Annotated in this window: 10 protein-coding genes, 2 tRNA genes, 3 rRNA genes, 1 pseudogene and 1 riboswitch; of the genes and pseudogenes, 4 read left to right on the plus strand and 12 right to left on the minus strand. The window is 53.1% G+C overall.

What is annotated here, in order from left to right; translation table 11 throughout:
* Window positions 1-248 precede the first annotated feature (248 nt).
* Window positions 249-659, plus strand: a pseudogene (gene mobA, locus ACWWJF_RS08845) (molybdenum cofactor guanylyltransferase MobA); the annotation flags it as partial.
* A 34-nt stretch (window positions 660-693) separates the two neighbouring features.
* Here the strand turns inward: mobA and ACWWJF_RS08850 are convergent.
* From ACWWJF_RS08850 to ACWWJF_RS08875, 6 genes are all read right to left on the minus strand, one after another.
* On the minus strand, window positions 694-1887 hold the full coding sequence (locus ACWWJF_RS08850; RefSeq protein ID WP_455869239.1) for an IS256 family transposase: 1194 nt from the start codon (window positions 1885-1887) through the stop codon (window positions 694-696).
* Window positions 1888-2019: 132 nt separating this feature from the next.
* A 5S ribosomal RNA gene (rrf, locus tag ACWWJF_RS08855) occupies window positions 2020-2135 on the minus strand.
* A gap of 188 nt (window positions 2136-2323) precedes the next feature.
* Window positions 2324-5230 (minus strand): 23S ribosomal RNA (locus ACWWJF_RS08860).
* Window positions 5231-5402: 172 nt separating this feature from the next.
* Window positions 5403-5478: transfer RNA gene (locus tag ACWWJF_RS08865), tRNA-Ala, on the minus strand.
* Between the two features lie 104 nt (window positions 5479-5582).
* Window positions 5583-5659, minus strand: a tRNA-Ile gene (locus ACWWJF_RS08870).
* 75 nt (window positions 5660-5734) lie between these two features.
* Window positions 5735-7276, minus strand: a 16S ribosomal RNA gene (locus ACWWJF_RS08875).
* The 16S, 23S and 5S rRNA genes sit together here with 2 tRNA genes alongside, the layout of an rRNA operon.
* A gap of 786 nt (window positions 7277-8062) precedes the next feature.
* On the opposite strand from ACWWJF_RS08875, the gene purH reads away from it, so the two are divergent.
* Both purH and purD read left to right on the plus strand, forming a co-directional pair.
* Window positions 8063-9652, plus strand: a complete 1590-nt coding sequence (gene purH, locus ACWWJF_RS08880; RefSeq protein ID WP_455869240.1) for a bifunctional phosphoribosylaminoimidazolecarboxamide formyltransferase/IMP cyclohydrolase — start codon at window positions 8063-8065, stop codon at window positions 9650-9652.
* Window positions 9653-9669: 17 nt separating this feature from the next.
* Window positions 9670-10959, plus strand: a complete 1290-nt coding sequence (gene purD, locus ACWWJF_RS08885) for a phosphoribosylamine--glycine ligase (RefSeq protein ID WP_455869241.1) — start codon at window positions 9670-9672, stop codon at window positions 10957-10959.
* Between the two features lie 125 nt (window positions 10960-11084).
* Here the strand turns inward: purD and ACWWJF_RS08890 are convergent, their stop codons facing one another.
* From ACWWJF_RS08890 to nudC, 6 genes are all read right to left on the minus strand, one after another.
* Window positions 11085-11735, minus strand: a complete 651-nt coding sequence (locus ACWWJF_RS08890) for a DUF1481 domain-containing protein (RefSeq protein WP_455869242.1) — start codon at window positions 11733-11735, stop codon at window positions 11085-11087.
* A 73-nt stretch (window positions 11736-11808) separates the two neighbouring features.
* Window positions 11809-12081: a nucleoid-associated protein HU-alpha gene (gene hupA, locus ACWWJF_RS08895; RefSeq protein WP_455869243.1), complete on the minus strand. Its 273-nt coding sequence runs from the start codon at window positions 12079-12081 to the stop codon at window positions 11809-11811.
* Window positions 12082-12281: 200 nt separating this feature from the next.
* On the minus strand, window positions 12282-12851 hold the full coding sequence (locus ACWWJF_RS08900; protein WP_455869244.1) for a YjaG family protein: 570 nt from the start codon (window positions 12849-12851) through the stop codon (window positions 12282-12284).
* A gap of 95 nt (window positions 12852-12946) precedes the next feature.
* Window positions 12947-13624: a deoxyribonuclease V gene (gene nfi, locus ACWWJF_RS08905; protein ID WP_455869245.1), complete on the minus strand. Its 678-nt coding sequence runs from the start codon at window positions 13622-13624 to the stop codon at window positions 12947-12949.
* A gap of 38 nt (window positions 13625-13662) precedes the next feature.
* Window positions 13663-14727 (minus strand): uroporphyrinogen decarboxylase, encoded by a 1065-nt coding sequence (hemE, locus tag ACWWJF_RS08910; RefSeq protein ID WP_455871004.1) that lies wholly within the window; start codon window positions 14725-14727, stop codon window positions 13663-13665.
* An 81-nt stretch (window positions 14728-14808) separates the two neighbouring features.
* Window positions 14809-15582 carry an NAD(+) diphosphatase gene (nudC, locus tag ACWWJF_RS08915; RefSeq protein WP_455869246.1) on the minus strand — a complete coding sequence of 258 codons (774 nt, stop codon included), beginning with the start codon at window positions 15580-15582 and terminating at the stop codon, window positions 14809-14811.
* Between the two features lie 108 nt (window positions 15583-15690).
* Between nudC and rsd the strand changes: the two genes are divergently transcribed.
* Complete coding sequence (gene rsd / locus ACWWJF_RS08920) at window positions 15691-16155, plus strand: sigma D regulator (RefSeq protein ID WP_455869247.1); 465 nt, start codon at window positions 15691-15693, stop codon at window positions 16153-16155.
* A 121-nt stretch (window positions 16156-16276) separates the two neighbouring features.
* Window positions 16277-16400: riboswitch (TPP riboswitch) on the plus strand.
* Window positions 16401-16414 lie beyond the last annotated feature (14 nt).

The raw sequence follows: 16414 nt of genomic DNA on the forward strand, positions 1-16414 counted from the left end.
TATGCATCCCGTATTGGGCACCATGATGCCGGAAATCTGCGAGGCTCCACACCTGCCGACTTCACTCTTTCAACCATCATTCTGCTCCGCGCTTAAAGAGGTGGGATGCGTTCATTACATTTCCTCTTATACTGTATACACAAGCGTGGATATCACCTTAACAGCCTTAATCACGGGTGAAAAGCGCTTGGCGTCAGGAATTATTTTGCCCAGAATAGAGCCTCTGCGGCGCGACAACGAGGGATCACATGATCACAGGCATCATTCTGGCAGGTGGCCAGGCCAGCCGAATGGGCGGGCAGGATAAGGGACTATTAACGTTGCGCGGCATACCGCTCTACCAACACGTTTTAACCCGCCTGAAACCCCAAGTGGACCGAGTCTACATCAATGCCAATCGTAACCAGGCTGTTTATCAGGAAAGTGGCTGCACCGTTTTTAGCTACTTACCGAATGGCTTTTCAGGCCCCTTGGCAGGCATCTTATCCAGCCTGAAAATCATCGAGACGGAATGGGCCGTTTTCGCGCCCTGTGATGTCCCTAATTTACCCACCGATCTGGTGGAGAGACTGTGGCACAGCAAACAGCAAGGGCATGCCGCCTACGTAAACGATGGCCAGAGAGGACCCTGTACATGGATATTCCACGCACAGCAAAAAGGACCCTGTACATGATTCTGTGTAAATGCCTTTCTCAGTAATGACCGTCAAGGCGGTCACCGAACTCGATAATAAAACGGCTCATTGCCATACGCCAGTCCCGCAGTGGCATCGTCCATTTCTGTGAGGCCGACTGGATTGCCAGCCACACCACCTTTTTCACTGCGTCGTCAGTCGGGAACACCTTGCTTTTTTTAATCGCATGCCGGATCACACTGTTCAGCGACTCGATGGCGTTGGTTGTGTCGATGACTTTGCGGATATCTGCCGGGTAAGCGAAGAACGTTGCCAGATTGCTCCAGTTCGTCTGCCAGCTCCGGCTTATCTGTGGATAGCGGCTGTCCCATGCGCTGGCGAATGCTTCCAGCGCCTGCTGGCCTGCTTCTTCCGTAGCGGCCTGATAGATGGCTTTCAGGTCGCGTGTGACGGCTTTGTAGTCCTTCCAAGAGACGAACCTCAGGCTGTTGCGTACCATGTGCACGATGCTCAGCTGGATGCGGGCTTCCGGATACACCGCGTTGATGGCGTCCGGGAAGCCTTTCAGACCGTCGACACAGGCGATGAGGATATCGTTCAGGCCGCGGTTTTTTAGTTCTGTCAGCACATTGAGCCAGAACTTCGCGCCCTCGTTTTCGGCCAGCCACATACCCAGCAGTTCTTTCTGGCCCTCGATGTTGATACCCAGTACCAGGAACACGGATTTATTGATGACGCGACTGGCCTGCCGGACCTTCAGGATGATACAGTCAAGGTAAACAATGGGATAGACTGCATCCAGTGGACGATTTTGCCATTCAGTAACCTGTTCCATCACGGCGTCGGTGACCTTCGAGACCAGCGCCGGTGAGACATCCGCGTCATACAGCTCTTTGAACGCAGACGCTATCTCGCGGGTGGTCATCCCTCTGGCGTACAGGGACAGGATTTGGTTATCCATCCCGGTGATCCGGGTCTGGTTTTTCTTCACCTGTTGTGGTTCGAAGGAGCCATCACGATCGCGCGGAGTACGTAGTGCCAGAGGGCCATCGCCGGTGGTCACGGTGTTTGTGGAATAGCCGTTGCGGGAGTTGGCCCCCGGTTTGGGCTGATTTTTATCGTAGCCCAGATGGTGGGACATTTCGGCGTTGAGAGCAGCCTCAACGCTGATTTTCTTCAGCAGGCGATCGAATTGGCTGAGATCGTCAGGGGTTTTGAGATTTTTGGCCAGTTCGTTAGCCAGAGCCTGCAACTATTTTTCGTCCATAAATTAACCTGTTTTTGATGTTGGATTGAACATATCAAAATCAGGCAATTACACAAATTTATGTACAGGGTCGCAAAAAGGGCTGTCCTTCCGGACAGCCCCTTCGCTATATTAAAAGCCTGGCAGTTCCCTACTCTCACATGGGGAAGCCCCACACTACCATCGGCGCTACGGCGTTTCACTTCTGAGTTCGGCATGGGGTCAGGTGGGACCACCGCGCTATCGCCGCCAGGCATATTCTGTTTCACATCCACCGCCTCTCAGCCATGAATGCCAATCTGTCAACAAGCTGAATTTAACGAGCACGTGATTGTTCGTATCATCCTGATACTCACCCCTTCGGGGCCAGCGCTCCGCGCTGTTCAAAATCGTTCCACACGATTTTCTCTCTCAATAAACACCAAAACATCTTCGGCGTTGTAAGGTTAAGCCTCACAGGTCATTAGTACTGGTTAGCTCAATGCATCGCTGCACTTACACACCCAACCTATCTACGTCGTCGTCTTCAACGGCCTTTCAGCGTCCTCTAGGGACAAGGGAGAACTCATCTCGGGGCAAGTTTCGTGCTTAGATGCTTTCAGCACTTATCTCTTCCGCACGTAGCTACCGGGCAATGCCATTGGCATGACAACCCGAACACCAGTGGTCCGTTCACTCCGGTCCTCTCGTACTAGGAGCAACCCCCCTCAATTCTCCAACGCCCACGGCAGATAGGGACCGAACTGTCTCACGACGTTCTAAACCCAGCTCGCGTACCACTTTAAATGGCGAACAGCCATACCCTTGGGACCTACTTCAGCCCCAGGATGTGATGAGCCGACATCGAGGTGCCAAACACCGCCGTCGATATGAACTCTTGGGCGGTATCAGCCTGTTATCCCCGGAGTACCTTTTATCCGTTGAGCGATGGCCCTTCCATTCAGAACCACCGGATCACTAAGACCTACTTTCGTACCTGCTCGAGCCGTCACTCTCGCAGTCAAGCTAGCTTATGCCTTTGCACTAACCTCCTGATGTCCGACCAGGATTAGCTAACCTTCGTGCTCCTCCGTTACTCTTTGGGAGGAGACCGCCCCAGTCAAACTACCCACCAGACACTGTCCCCAGCCCAGATTATGGGCCCAGGTTAGAACATCAAACATTAAAGGGTGGTATTTCAAGGTTGGCTCCATGCAGACTAGCGTCCACACTTCAAAGCCTCCCACCTATCCTACACATCAAGGCTCAAGGTTCAGTGTCAAGCTATAGTAAAGGTTCACGGGGTCTTTCCGTCTTGCCGCGGGTACACTGCATCTTCACAGCGAGTTCAATTTCACTGAGTCTCGGGTGGAGACAGCCTGGCCATCATTACGCCATTCGTGCAGGTCGGAACTTACCCGACAAGGAATTTCGCTACCTTAGGACCGTTATAGTTACGGCCGCCGTTTACTGGGGCTTCGAGCAAGAGCTTCTCCTTACGGATAACCCCATCAATTAACCTTCCAGCACCGGGCAGGCGTCACACCGTATACGTCCACTTTCGTGTTTGCACAGTGCTGTGTTTTTATTAAACAGTTGCAGCCAGCTGGTATCTGCGACTGCGCAAAGCTTCAGGAGCAAATCCCTACACCTCGCACAGCGTGCCTTCTCCCGAAGTTACGGCACCATTTTGCCTAGTTCCTTCACCCGAGTTCTCTCAAGCGCCTTGGTATTCTCTACCTGACCACCTGTGTCGGTTTGGGGTACGATTCAATGTTACCTGATGCTTAGAGGCTTTTCCTGGAAGCTGGGCATCTGTCACTTCAGTACCGTAGTACCTCGTCATCACGCCTCAGTGTTAACAGTGACCCGGATTTACCAAAGTCACCCACCTACACGCTTAAACCGGGACAACCGTCGCCCGGATGACATAGCCTTCTCCGTCCCCCCTTCGCAGTAACACCAAGTACAGGAATATTAACCTGTTTCCCATCGACTACGCCTTTCGGCCTCGCCTTAGGGGTCGACTCACCCTGCCCCGATTAACGTTGGACAGGAACCCTTGGTCTTCCGGCGAGCGGGCTTTTCACCCGCTTTATCGTTACTTATGTCAGCATTCGCACTTCTGATACCTCCAGCAAACCTCACAGTTCACCTTCAACGGCTTACAGAACGCTCCCCTACCCAACAACGCCTAAGCGTCGCTGCCGCAGCTTCGGTGCATGGTTTAGCCCCGTTACATCTTCCGCGCAGGCCGACTCGACCAGTGAGCTATTACGCTTTCTTTAAATGATGGCTGCTTCTAAGCCAACATCCTGGCTGTCTATGCCTTCCCACATCGTTTCCCACTTAACCATGACTTTGGGACCTTAGCTGGCGGTCTGGGTTGTTTCCCTCTTCACGACGAACGTTAGCACCCGCCGTGTGTCTCCCGTGATAACATTCTTCGGTATTCGTAGTTTGCATCGGGTTGGTAAGTCGGGATGACCCCCTAGCCGAAACAGTGCTCTACCCCCGAAGATGGATTCACGAGGCGCTACCTAAATAGCTTTCGGGGAGAACCAGCTATCTCCCGGTTTGATTGGCCTTTCACCCCCAGCCACAAGTCATCCGCTAATTTTTCAACATTAGTCGGTTCGGTCCTCCAGTTAGTGTTACCCAACCTTCAACCTGCCCATGGCTAGATCACCGGGTTTCGGGTCTATACCCTGCAACTTAACGCCCAGTTAAGACTCGGTTTCCCTGCGGCTCCCCTATGCGGTTAACCTTGCTACAGAATATAAGTCGCTGACCCATTATACAAAAGGTACGCAGTCACACCCCGAAGGATGCTCCCACTGCTTGTACGTACACGGTTTCAGGTTCTATTTCACTCCCCTCGCCGGGGTTCTTTTCGCCTTTCCCTCACGGTACTGGTTCACTATCGGTCAGTCAGGAGTATTTAGCCTTGGAGGATGGTCCCCCCATATTCAGACAGGATAACACGTGTCCCGCCCTACTCATCGAGCTCACAACCTGTGCGTCTTCGTGTACGGGACTATCACCCTTTACTGTGCGACTTTCCAGACGCTTCCACTGACACACAAGCTGATTCAGACTCTGGGCTCTTCCCCGTTCGCTCGCCGCTACTGGGGGAATCTCGGTTGATTTCTTTTCCTCGGGGTACTGAGATGTTTCAGTTCCCCCGGTTCGCCTCATGCCACTATGTATTCATGACATGATAGTGCAACGAATTGCACTGGGTTTCCCCATTCGGGTATCGTCGGTTGTAACGCTTCATATCAGCTTGCCGACGCTTTTCGCAGATTAGCACGCCCTTCATCGCCTCTGACTGCCTAGGCATCCACCGTGTACGCTTATTCACTTAACCTCACAACCCGAAAATGTCTCGGGTGTGAAAGCTTGAGAGAATCACAATATTGGTAGTGAGCCAATATTGCTCGTTTCAATTTTCAGCTTGTTCCAGATTGTTAAAGAGCAAAATACTTCGCAGCATACTGTCAAACAGTACACTCTGAAGTATTGGGTATCGAGACGATAGATGGTGGAGCTATGCGGGATCGAACCGCAGACCTCCTGCGTGCAAAGCAGGCGCTCTCCCAGCTGAGCTATAGCCCCATAGAATAGTAAACCTTTGCCAAATCGCTCTCAGGCAAGGCGCGAGTTCGCGAAGCATACATCAGTATGCGAGTGGGCGAGCAACGCAGCATTGAGAACGATTTTGGTAGGCCTGAGTGGACTTGAACCACCGACCTCACCCTTATCAGGGGTGCGCTCTAACCACCTGAGCTACAAGCCTATAAGGTCTTCTAACCGCTCGATTTCTTTCATCAGACAATCTGTGTGAACACTTCACAGAATCAGTATCATTAGGTAAGGAGGTGATCCAACCGCAGGTTCCCCTACGGTTACCTTGTTACGACTTCACCCCAGTCATGAATCACAAAGTGGTAAGCGCCCTCCCGAAGGTTAAGCTACCTACTTCTTTTGCAACCCACTCCCATGGTGTGACGGGCGGTGTGTACAAGGCCCGGGAACGTATTCACCGTAGCATTCTGATCTACGATTACTAGCGATTCCGACTTCATGGAGTCGAGTTGCAGACTCCAATCCGGACTACGACGTACTTTATGAGGTCCGCTTGCTCTCGCGAGGTCGCTTCTCTTTGTATACGCCATTGTAGCACGTGTGTAGCCCTACTCGTAAGGGCCATGATGACTTGACGTCATCCCCACCTTCCTCCAGTTTATCACTGGCAGTCTCCTTTGAGTTCCCGACCGAATCGCTGGCAACAAAGCATAAGGGTTGCGCTCGTTGCGGGACTTAACCCAACATTTCACAACACGAGCTGACGACAGCCATGCAGCACCTGTCTCAGAGTTCCCGAAGGCACTAAAGCATCTCTGCTAAATTCTCTGGATGTCAAGAGTAGGTAAGGTTCTTCGCGTTGCATCGAATTAAACCACATGCTCCACCGCTTGTGCGGGCCCCCGTCAATTCATTTGAGTTTTAACCTTGCGGCCGTACTCCCCAGGCGGTCGATTTAACGCGTTAGCTCCGGAAGCCACGCCTCAAGGGCACAACCTCCAAATCGACATCGTTTACAGCGTGGACTACCAGGGTATCTAATCCTGTTTGCTCCCCACGCTTTCGCACCTGAGCGTCAGTCTTCGTCCAGGGGGCCGCCTTCGCCACCGGTATTCCTCCAGATCTCTACGCATTTCACCGCTACACCTGGAATTCTACCCCCCTCTACGAGACTCTAGCTTGCCAGTTTTGAATGCAGTTCCCAGGTTAAGCCCGGGGATTTCACATCCAACTTAACAAACCGCCTGCGTGCGCTTTACGCCCAGTCATTCCGATTAACGCTTGCACCCTCCGTATTACCGCGGCTGCTGGCACGGAGTTAGCCGGTGCTTCTTCTGCGAGTAACGTCAATCAGCAAGGTTATTAACCTTACTGCCTTCCTCCTCGCTGAAAGTGCTTTACAACCCGAAGGCCTTCTTCACACACGCGGCATGGCTGCATCAGGCTTGCGCCCATTGTGCAATATTCCCCACTGCTGCCTCCCGTAGGAGTCTGGACCGTGTCTCAGTTCCAGTGTGGCTGGTCATCCTCTCAGACCAGCTAGGGATCGTCGCCTAGGTGAGCCGTTACCCCACCTACTAGCTAATCCCATCTGGGCACATCTGATGGCGTGAGGCCCGAAGGTCCCCCACTTTGGTCTTGCGACGTTATGCGGTATTAGCTACCGTTTCCAGTAGTTATCCCCCTCCATCAGGCAGTTTCCCAGACACTACTCACCCGTCCGCCGCTCGTCACCCGGGGAGCAAGCTCCCTTGTGCTACCGCTCGACTTGCATGTGTTAGGCCTGCCGCCAGCGTTCAATCTGAGCCATGATCAAACTCTTCAATTTAAAGTTTGATTTGCTTCTACTCGAGAAGCGATGCTCAAAGAATTATTACTGTTAGTTCGTAATGAATTAACTGTTGTTCACTCTTCAAGACTTTTATTTTTTAAGCCCTGAGGCTTTACGATAAAGTCCTGTGAGTGCCCACACAGATTGTCTGATTAATTGTTAAAGAGCGTTGCCACATCTACCGTGGCGCGGGAGGCGTATATTACGCTGCACCGCTGAAAAGTCAACGTTAATTTTTCAATTTCGCGTTTAACTTTCCGACTGTTACCGCAACCGCGTGTCGCTGTTGCCGTGTCAGTGGAGGCGCAGTATAGGGATTTCCGCGCAGCCTGCAATAGGTATTTTGAATAAAATTGACTGTTTGCTGAATTCCACAGCAAAACCCCGTTTTATACCCACTTTTGCACAATGTTATCCACAAATGAGATTCTCCCTAAAATCATATCGTTATACACATCTTTCTAACGCACTGTTTAATCAATGAGTTACGGGTTTATCTCAGAGTGGCATTTTGAACCTCAAAAAGCCAATGGGATGGCTTGAATGCCTTAATTCACGGGGTTCTGAGCATCCTGTTCAAAAAATGGCCAAAAGATGTGTATAACGATATGCCCTAAAATTAGACGAGCATCACGCAAACGTTTTCGCTACAATTCTCCCGCGCAAAATTACCGCACAAGAACAGAATAGGAATGCGGTTTTATCCAGATAAAGATAAAAACAGCAAAACTTTATTCATATACTGTTCTTTTATGCCTATCCAAAGCCAAGGGATACATCACCATGTCACAACCTCGTCCTATCCGCCGCGCTTTACTCAGCGTTTCTGACAAAGCCGGTATTGTCGAATTTGCTCAGGCGCTTTCTCAACGTGGCGTGGAGCTGCTTTCCACTGGCGGTACTGCCCGCCTGTTGGCTGATGCGGGTTTACCCGTCACTGAAGTGTCCGACTATACGGGCTTCCCAGAGATGATGGATGGTCGCGTTAAAACCCTGCACCCAAAAGTACACGGCGGGATCCTGGGTCGTCACGGCACGGATGACGCCATCATGGCAGAACATGACATCAGCCCCATTGATATGGTGGTGGTAAACCTGTATCCCTTCGCGCAAACGGTGGCCCGCCCCGATTGTTCACTGGCTGATGCCGTCGAAAATATCGATATTGGCGGCCCGACCATGGTGCGTTCCGCCGCCAAGAACCATAAAGATGTCGCTATCGTGGTAAAAAGCAGTGACTACACTGACATCATCAACGAAATGGATGCCAATGCGCGTTCCCTGACGTTGGAAACCCGCTTCAATCTGGCGATTAAAGCCTTTGAACATACCGCGGCCTACGACAGCATGATTGCCAACTACTTTGGCACGATGGTTCCTCCTTACCACGGAGAGACAGATAAGCCGGCCGGCCACTTCCCGCGCACGCTGAACCTGAACTTCATCAAGAAGCAGGACATGCGTTACGGCGAGAACAGCCATCAGCAGGCCGCCTTCTATATTGAAGAGACGCTGAAAGAGGCCTCTGTTGCGACAGCAGAACAGTTGCAGGGTAAAGCGCTGTCTTACAACAATATTGCCGACACCGATGCGGCACTGGAGTGCGTAAAAGAGTTCGCCGAACCGGCCTGCGTCATCGTAAAACACGCCAACCCCTGTGGCGTTGCTATTGGCGAGTCGATTCTGGCGGCCTACGAGCGCGCCTACAAAACCGACCCCACCTCTGTATTTGGCGGCATCATCGCATTTAACCGCGAATTGGACGAAGCCACCGCGCAAGCGATCATCAGTCGTCAGTTTGTAGAAGTGATCATCGCGCCCTCAGCCAGTGCAGCAGCCTTGAAAGTAACAGCAGCAAAACAGAACGTGCGCGTCCTCATTTGCGGCCAATGGCAGCAACGCGTTTCCGGGCTGGATTTCAAACGCGTCAACGGTGGCCTGCTGGTACAGGATCGCGATCTGGGCATCGTTGATGCGGATCAACTGCGCGTTGTCACAGAGCGTCAACCGACAGAAACCGAACTGCGCGATGCACTATTCTGCTGGAAAGTCGCGAAGTTCGTCAAATCCAATGCCATCGTCTATGCCCGTGATAATATGACTGTCGGCATCGGTGCAGGACAGATGAGCCGCGTCTATTCCGCAAAAATCGCGGGAATTAAAGCCGGTGACGAAGGATTGCAGGTTGAAGGCTCCGTAATGGCCTCTGATGCGTTCTTCCCGTTCCGTGACGGTATCGATGCCGCCGCCGCCGTTGGCATTACCTGTGTAATTCAGCCGGGGGGCTCCATTCGTGATGACGAGGTTATCACCGCCGCTAACGAACACGGCATTGCCATGATCTTCACCGACATACGCCATTTCCGCCACTAATTCAGGATATGACACAGATGAACATTTTAATCATTGGTAATGGCGGGCGCGAACACGCGCTGGCGTGGAAAGCCGCCCAGTCGCCGCTGGCAGATAATGTCTATGTCGCGCCCGGTAATGCGGGTACGGCACGCGAGTCTGCGCTGCAAAACGTGGCGATCTCCGCTACCGATATTCCGGCGCTGGTTGCTTTTGCCCAGGAAAAACAGATTGGTTTGACGATCGTTGGTCCGGAAGCACCGCTGGTGATTGGCATGGTTGATGCTTTCCGTGCTACGGGTCTGACGATTTTTGGCCCCACTCAAGCTGCTGCACAATTGGAAGGCTCCAAGGCCTTTACCAAAGACTTTCTGGCGCGCCAGCAGATCCCTACCGCGTTCTACCAGAATTTCACCGAGGTTGAGCCTGCACTGGCCTATGTGCGTAAGCACGGTGCGCCTATCGTGATCAAGGCTGACGGCCTGGCGGCAGGCAAAGGCGTTATTGTTGCCATGACGCTGGAAGAAGCAGAAAATGCGGTTCAGGATATGCTGGCAGGCAATGCGTTTGGTGATGCAGGGCACCGCATCGTCATCGAAGAGTTTCTGGAAGGGGAAGAGGCCAGCTTTATCGTCATGGTCGACGGCGATAACGTATTGCCCATGGCCACCAGCCAGGACCACAAACGTGTGGGCGACAAGGACACCGGCCCGAATACGGGCGGTATGGGCGCATACTCTCCTGCACCGGTGGTGACCGATGAGATCCACCAACGCGTGATGGATCAGGTGATTTGGCCAACAGTGCGCGGCATGAAGGCTGAGGGAAACACCTATACCGGTTTCCTGTATGCCGGGTTGATGATCGATGACGCGGGCCAGCCTAAGGTGATCGAATTTAACTGCCGCTTTGGCGATCCGGAAACGCAACCGATCATGATGCGCCTGCGCTCGGATCTGGTGGAGATGTGTCTGGCAGCCTGTGAAGGCAAGCTGGATCAGACAACGTCCGTCTGGGATGAGCGCCCGGCGCTGGGCGTGGTGATTGCGGCAGGCGGTTACCCCGGTGACTACGCTTCCGGCGATGTCATCAGCGGCTTACCACAGGAAGAAGCAGAAGACAGCAAAGTGTTTCAGGCTGGCACCGCACTGCGCGGCGATGACGTAGTCACCAGCGGTGGGCGCGTGCTGTGCGTGACCGCCTTGGGTAGCACTGTCGCACTGGCGCAGCAGAAAGCGTATGAGGTTGCTAAAGATATCCGCTGGAACGGCAGTTTCTACCGCAATGATATCGGCTACCGCGCCATTGCTCGTGAGCAAAAGCAATAATGCGGGAATGATAGGTGATATGCACCTTCGTCGTCCTCGGCGTAGGCCGGGGACCTCTGGCAGAAGAAACGCGTTTAGCCTGTGAGAGATTCCCGCCAACGCGGGAATGACGGGTAGATTTAACCCTACTCGCTGGCAAACGGCTTCCACTGGCACAAGTCTTCCTCAGCCACCAGCAGCAGTTGCGTTCCCGCAGGGGCATCCAACCACGCCACGCGCAGCGTGACATCGGGGCGATGCTGCCGCTGTTGCGCTATCCATCTCAGCGAGAGCAGATCAAAATCAGGGCTGACATTCGGCCCATCACAGGTGAGCACGCGATTGCCCTGTAGCACCCCCTGACGCAGTTTCACACTGCCAGTGCGTAACACCTCGCTGAGTTCCAGCACCCGCTTGGCATCAAACTGAAACAGCGCTATCTCATCGTCAGACACGCTTTCACGCCGATCGTCGAGTTGCCGTTGCATAAAGCTCACCGTGCCATCGTCAGCAAAACGAAGATGAAGGCTTTCAGGATGAGCACCACGATAACTGCGCTTTATTTCACGCAGATGGTCTTGAACAAACAGGTAACGCGTTTCCACCCCGTGCAGATTGGGCCACAGGTTATCATCCTGCAACGCATTGGAGAGCGTCACTAACTGCGTGCTGTGTTGTTGGCTGTCATCCTTGCGCCACACGCGCACCACCGCACGATCGCCTACATAGCCAGTGGCGAAGGTCATTGGCGGTGGTGAATGGCTGGAACAGGCGGTGATCAATCCGGCGATAGCCACCGAGCCCAACCTGCGCCACAAAAGCAAAAGGGGCGCTAACGCCCCTTTGCTTGAATCCTTCACTGGCATTCGCTTATTTAACAGCGTCTTTCAGTGCTTTGCCCGCAACAAATGCCGGGACATTCGCCGCAGCGATTTTGATTTCTTTACCCGTTTGCGGGTTGCGGCCAGTGCGCTCGTTACGATGGTTCACTTTAAACGTACCAAAACCCACTAATTGTACTGCATCGCCTGCTTTCAGAGACTCAGTTACCGAGGCCAGAGTGGCTTCTAACGCTGTTTTAGCCTGAGCCTTGGACAGGTCAGCTTTGTCTGCAATCACATCAATCAGTTGAGTCTTATTCATAAGTTATCCTTACAGTGTGTTTATCGCTTGCTTAGCATCGAGTGCGACGGATATGCTCAAAAGCACTCTCCTGCACGCACGCACCGACAGCCACTTTTTTTACGCCCCCCAAATGTAGACCAGACAGGGGGCGGATGTGAAGCCCTTCAACTTGTCATTTAGGGCCTTAAATCACGTTTTATCGCCTTATTGGCCTAAATTTATGCCAATACTGCTGCTTCCCGCAGGTCGGCGCGCAGCCCTTTAATCAATACCAAATCACGCTCTTCACATGCCGCCAGCAACCGAAAAATCTCCCACTGAATGTCCCATTCTTCTTCGATCGCGGGCAACATGTAGAGTTCTTCATCCGTCATTTCACGGCCAGCTTGTGTCATTTCCAGCATCGCTACCGTGCGAATGGAGGTTTCGCTAATGGCAATCGCATGCTCGAGCGTGGCACCACTCAGTTGCGAATGAATCAGTTCACCCAATGCAATGCATGCGTCAATGGCCGGATAGACACCGTATAAATCGTAATCATCCGCGGAGGGAATAGCGTCTTCCCATTTCTCCAACTGGCTGTCGAAATTGACCTTGGCCTCTTTCACCACCAGCACTTCCCACACCAGATCGAGGATGCGGCGATACAGTTGCGCATCACCAAACTCGGTCTGGCGGCAGAATTCATAATAGTTCGGATACATCCGCTCGCAAAGGCAAGCCATAAAAGTCACGTGCTGCCAGCTTTCCAGCTTCTCCAGCCGCAGGTTAATAGGATTACGTAACATCGTCGACGCTCATTATTTTTAATGGCAGGCAGTGTACCTGAAAATTTTGCCTTGCCCTATGCCTGAATTCTTAAACTTACCGCATCCCGCCTGCATTACTGCGGATTTTCACGCAGCCAGCGTTGAAAGGCTGGCCGTTGTGAGGCAACGGCGTCCGCCCAACGCGTGGGTTCGGGTAAACGATAGCCCTGCTGGCAGCGTTTTACCCACATCAGCGCGCTGTTCAGGCTCACCCGATGGCCGGTTGAGATAAACAGCGGATTACAGCGTGCCTTGCTACGCCACACCCAGCCAATCTGTTCGTCATGGTCCATCAGCGCGCTTTGGCTACCGGCTGCTTCAGAAAGCGGGGCACTCTGACCACACAGCCGTTTTTTAGCCACGCCAATGGTCGGGACATCCACCAATAACCCAAAATGGCTGGCAACGCCCAACCGCCTGGGATGTGAAATACCGTGACCGTCAACAAACAGCAAATCAGGCTTCTGCACCAACTGTTCCCACGCGGCCAACAGGCCAGGACACTCACGAAAAGAGAGCAATCCCGGCACATAGGGCATTACCGTCGGGATACGGGCAATCTGGTACTCAACCAGCTGAAGTGAAGGGTAGTGCAATATCGCGATCGCCGCCCGCGTCACCGTGCCCTCTTGCTCGAACCCGACATCAGCCCCGCCAATAAACCTGGGCTCGACAAAGGGCAGGCTGTCAACATGCACGATCTCCTGCGCCCGCCGTTTCTGCTCCGCTTTCAATGCTTGCGTATCCATCACCCTACTCCTTAAGGCGCGTCCAATCTTGATGATGGCGATTATTGATGGAACGGACGCGACAACCGGTGCACCGCATCCACAAAGGCACCGGCATGGTACGGTGGCACATCCTGATGAATCCCGTGTCCCAAATTGAACACGTGGCCATTCCCCTGGCCGAACGCAGTCAAAATCGTCTCAACTTCTTGCTCGATACGCGCAGGTGGCGCATAGAGCATTGACGGGTCCATATTGCCTTGCAGCGCCACCTTGTCCCCAACCCGCATCCGCGCCTCACCGATATCCGTGGTCCAATCCAGACCCAGCGCATCGCACCCTGTCGCGGCCATAGCTTCCAGCCACTGACCGCCGCCTTTGGTAAACAGCGTCACAGGTACGCGCCGCCCCTCATGCTCACGCAGCAAACCGTCCACAATTTTGTGCATGTAGTGCAGTGAAAACTCACGGTAATCGCGCCCGCTCAACGCTCCGCCCCAGGTGTCGAAAATCATCACCGATTGCGCACCGGCCTTGATCTGCGCATTCAAATACAGAATCACACTGTCAGCCAGCTTATCCAGCAGCAAGTGGAGCGTCTGTGGCTCAGCAAACAGCATTTTTTTGATAACCGTAAACGCTTTACTGCCGCCGCCTTCCACCATATAGGTTGCCAGCGTCCAGGGGCTGCCGGAAAAACCGATCAATGGCACCGCACCGGCCAGTTCGCGGCGAATGGTGCGAACCGCATCCATCACGTAGCCCAGATCCTGTTCAGGATCGGGAACTGGCAACCGCGCCACATCCGCAGCGGTTCGAACCGGATGTGTAAAGCGCGGTCCTTCCCCAGTTTCGAAATAGAGTCCCAACCCCATGGCATCCGGCACGGTAAGAATATCGGAAAACAGGATGGCGGCATCCAGCGCATAGCGCCGAAGCGGTTGTAGCGTAACTTCACAAGCCAGCTCTGGATTTTTGCACAGCGACATAAAATCACCCGCTTGTGCGCGCGTTGCTTTGTACTCTGGCAGATAGCGACCTGCCTGGCGCATCATCCATACCGGCGTAACATCAACGAGTTGGCGCAGTAACGCGCGCAGATAGCGATCATTTTTCAGGTCTGGCATGCGGTGTCCTTTTGTCATCCTGAGAGAGGGTCAAAACGCGATAACGAAACGATTGGCGCGAAGTGTAGCACGCCAACGACGTTATTCCTGCCCATCGCGACACAGTACCACAGTGTCTTCAATCAAACGTCGCGCGACCGTACCCGGCGGCGAGAGAATCGGCAGTTGATCGTAGCGGAACCAACCGGCATCTCTGAGCTCTTTGGGATCGTGGCGCAGGTCACCGTCGGCATACTCCGCCATGAATGCCATCATCAGCGAATGCGGGAACGGCCAAGGCTGTGAGCTGATGTAGCGCAGATTTTTAATACGAATATTGCTCTCATCCATCACTTCACGAGCGACGGCCTGTTCGAGCGTTTCTCCCACTTCCACGAACCCTGCCAGCACGGTATACATATTGCCGCGGTGACGCTGGTGCTGCGCCAGCAAGATCTCTTCGCCACGCCGGATCGCCACGATCACACACGGGGCAATTTGTGGGTAATACCGCTCTTTACACTGCGGACACAAGCACGCCAACTCCGTTTTGCTATGCACCATTTTCTGCCCGCAATAGCCGCAAAACTGGTGCGAACGATAAAACTCGGCCAGTTGTACACCGCGTCCTGCCAGTTGAAACAGCGCCACGTCTTCATCCAGAAGTTGGCGTACAGAATCCATCTGCGACGTTTTCTGGTGACTGACCAGCCACACGCACTCCCCGTGCAACTCCCCTATCTGGCGTCCAACAATGCCTTCCAATCCGCACTGCGCCGCCGTGCCATGCGGGAGCTTCCCTTCGGGTAGCCACACTTGACTATCATGGCTGACCACCCACCATCCATGCTCATCACCTTTTAATGTTTGTTCCATATCTTTTCTATTGCTCCACAGACACTTCACTGGCATTTTAACTGTCAGGGATATGGCAGAATTCCATCGTCACCGATTGTTCTTTCTTATCAATGCACGGAGTCAACAATGTTAAACCAATTACAAAGTCTGACTGAGTACGTTGGTGGCAATAATGCGTTAATCGACCAATGGCTACAAGCGCGCAAGCAACTTCTGATTGCCTATTACCATCTGGTCGGCATTAAGCCAAACAAAGATAAACACACCCCGCTCGATGAGCAGGCGCTGGATGATTTTTGCCACAACCTTGTGGACTATATTTCCGCCTGCCATTTCCATGTCTATGAGCGCATCTTGCAAGAGGCAGTCGCACTGAGCGATCAAAAGCTGGCACAAACGCACCGTCTGGTGCTGGCGTTACAGGCCAACACGCAATTCATTATGGAGTTCTACGACAGCAGTCTGGCGACCGCCATCGATCACAACAACTGCATTGAGTTTCAGCAGGCGCTGTCAAGCGTCGGCGAAGCCATGGCGGAACGCTTTGCTCTGGAAGATCGGCTGATTCGTCTGGTCATTGATAAAGAATAACACCATCGCTCCACCTTACATTTTGACAGTATCTCTCAGACGTCCTAAAGTGTTAGCGTTTTATTAACCTCATGGTAATGGGGTTATTGCTTGGTAAACAGCCGCTGTGCTGAATATCGGGCGTATCTTGTCGGAGTGCCTAGCGTGTTTATGTCCTACATAAGCCGCAGGCTGAGACCGTTTATTCGGGATCCGCGGAACCTGATCAGGTTAAAACCTGCGAAGGGAACAAGAGTAATCCATTCTGTTTTGTCACCGT

The sequence above is a fragment of the Symbiopectobacterium sp. Eva_TO genome, from assembly GCF_053848865.1.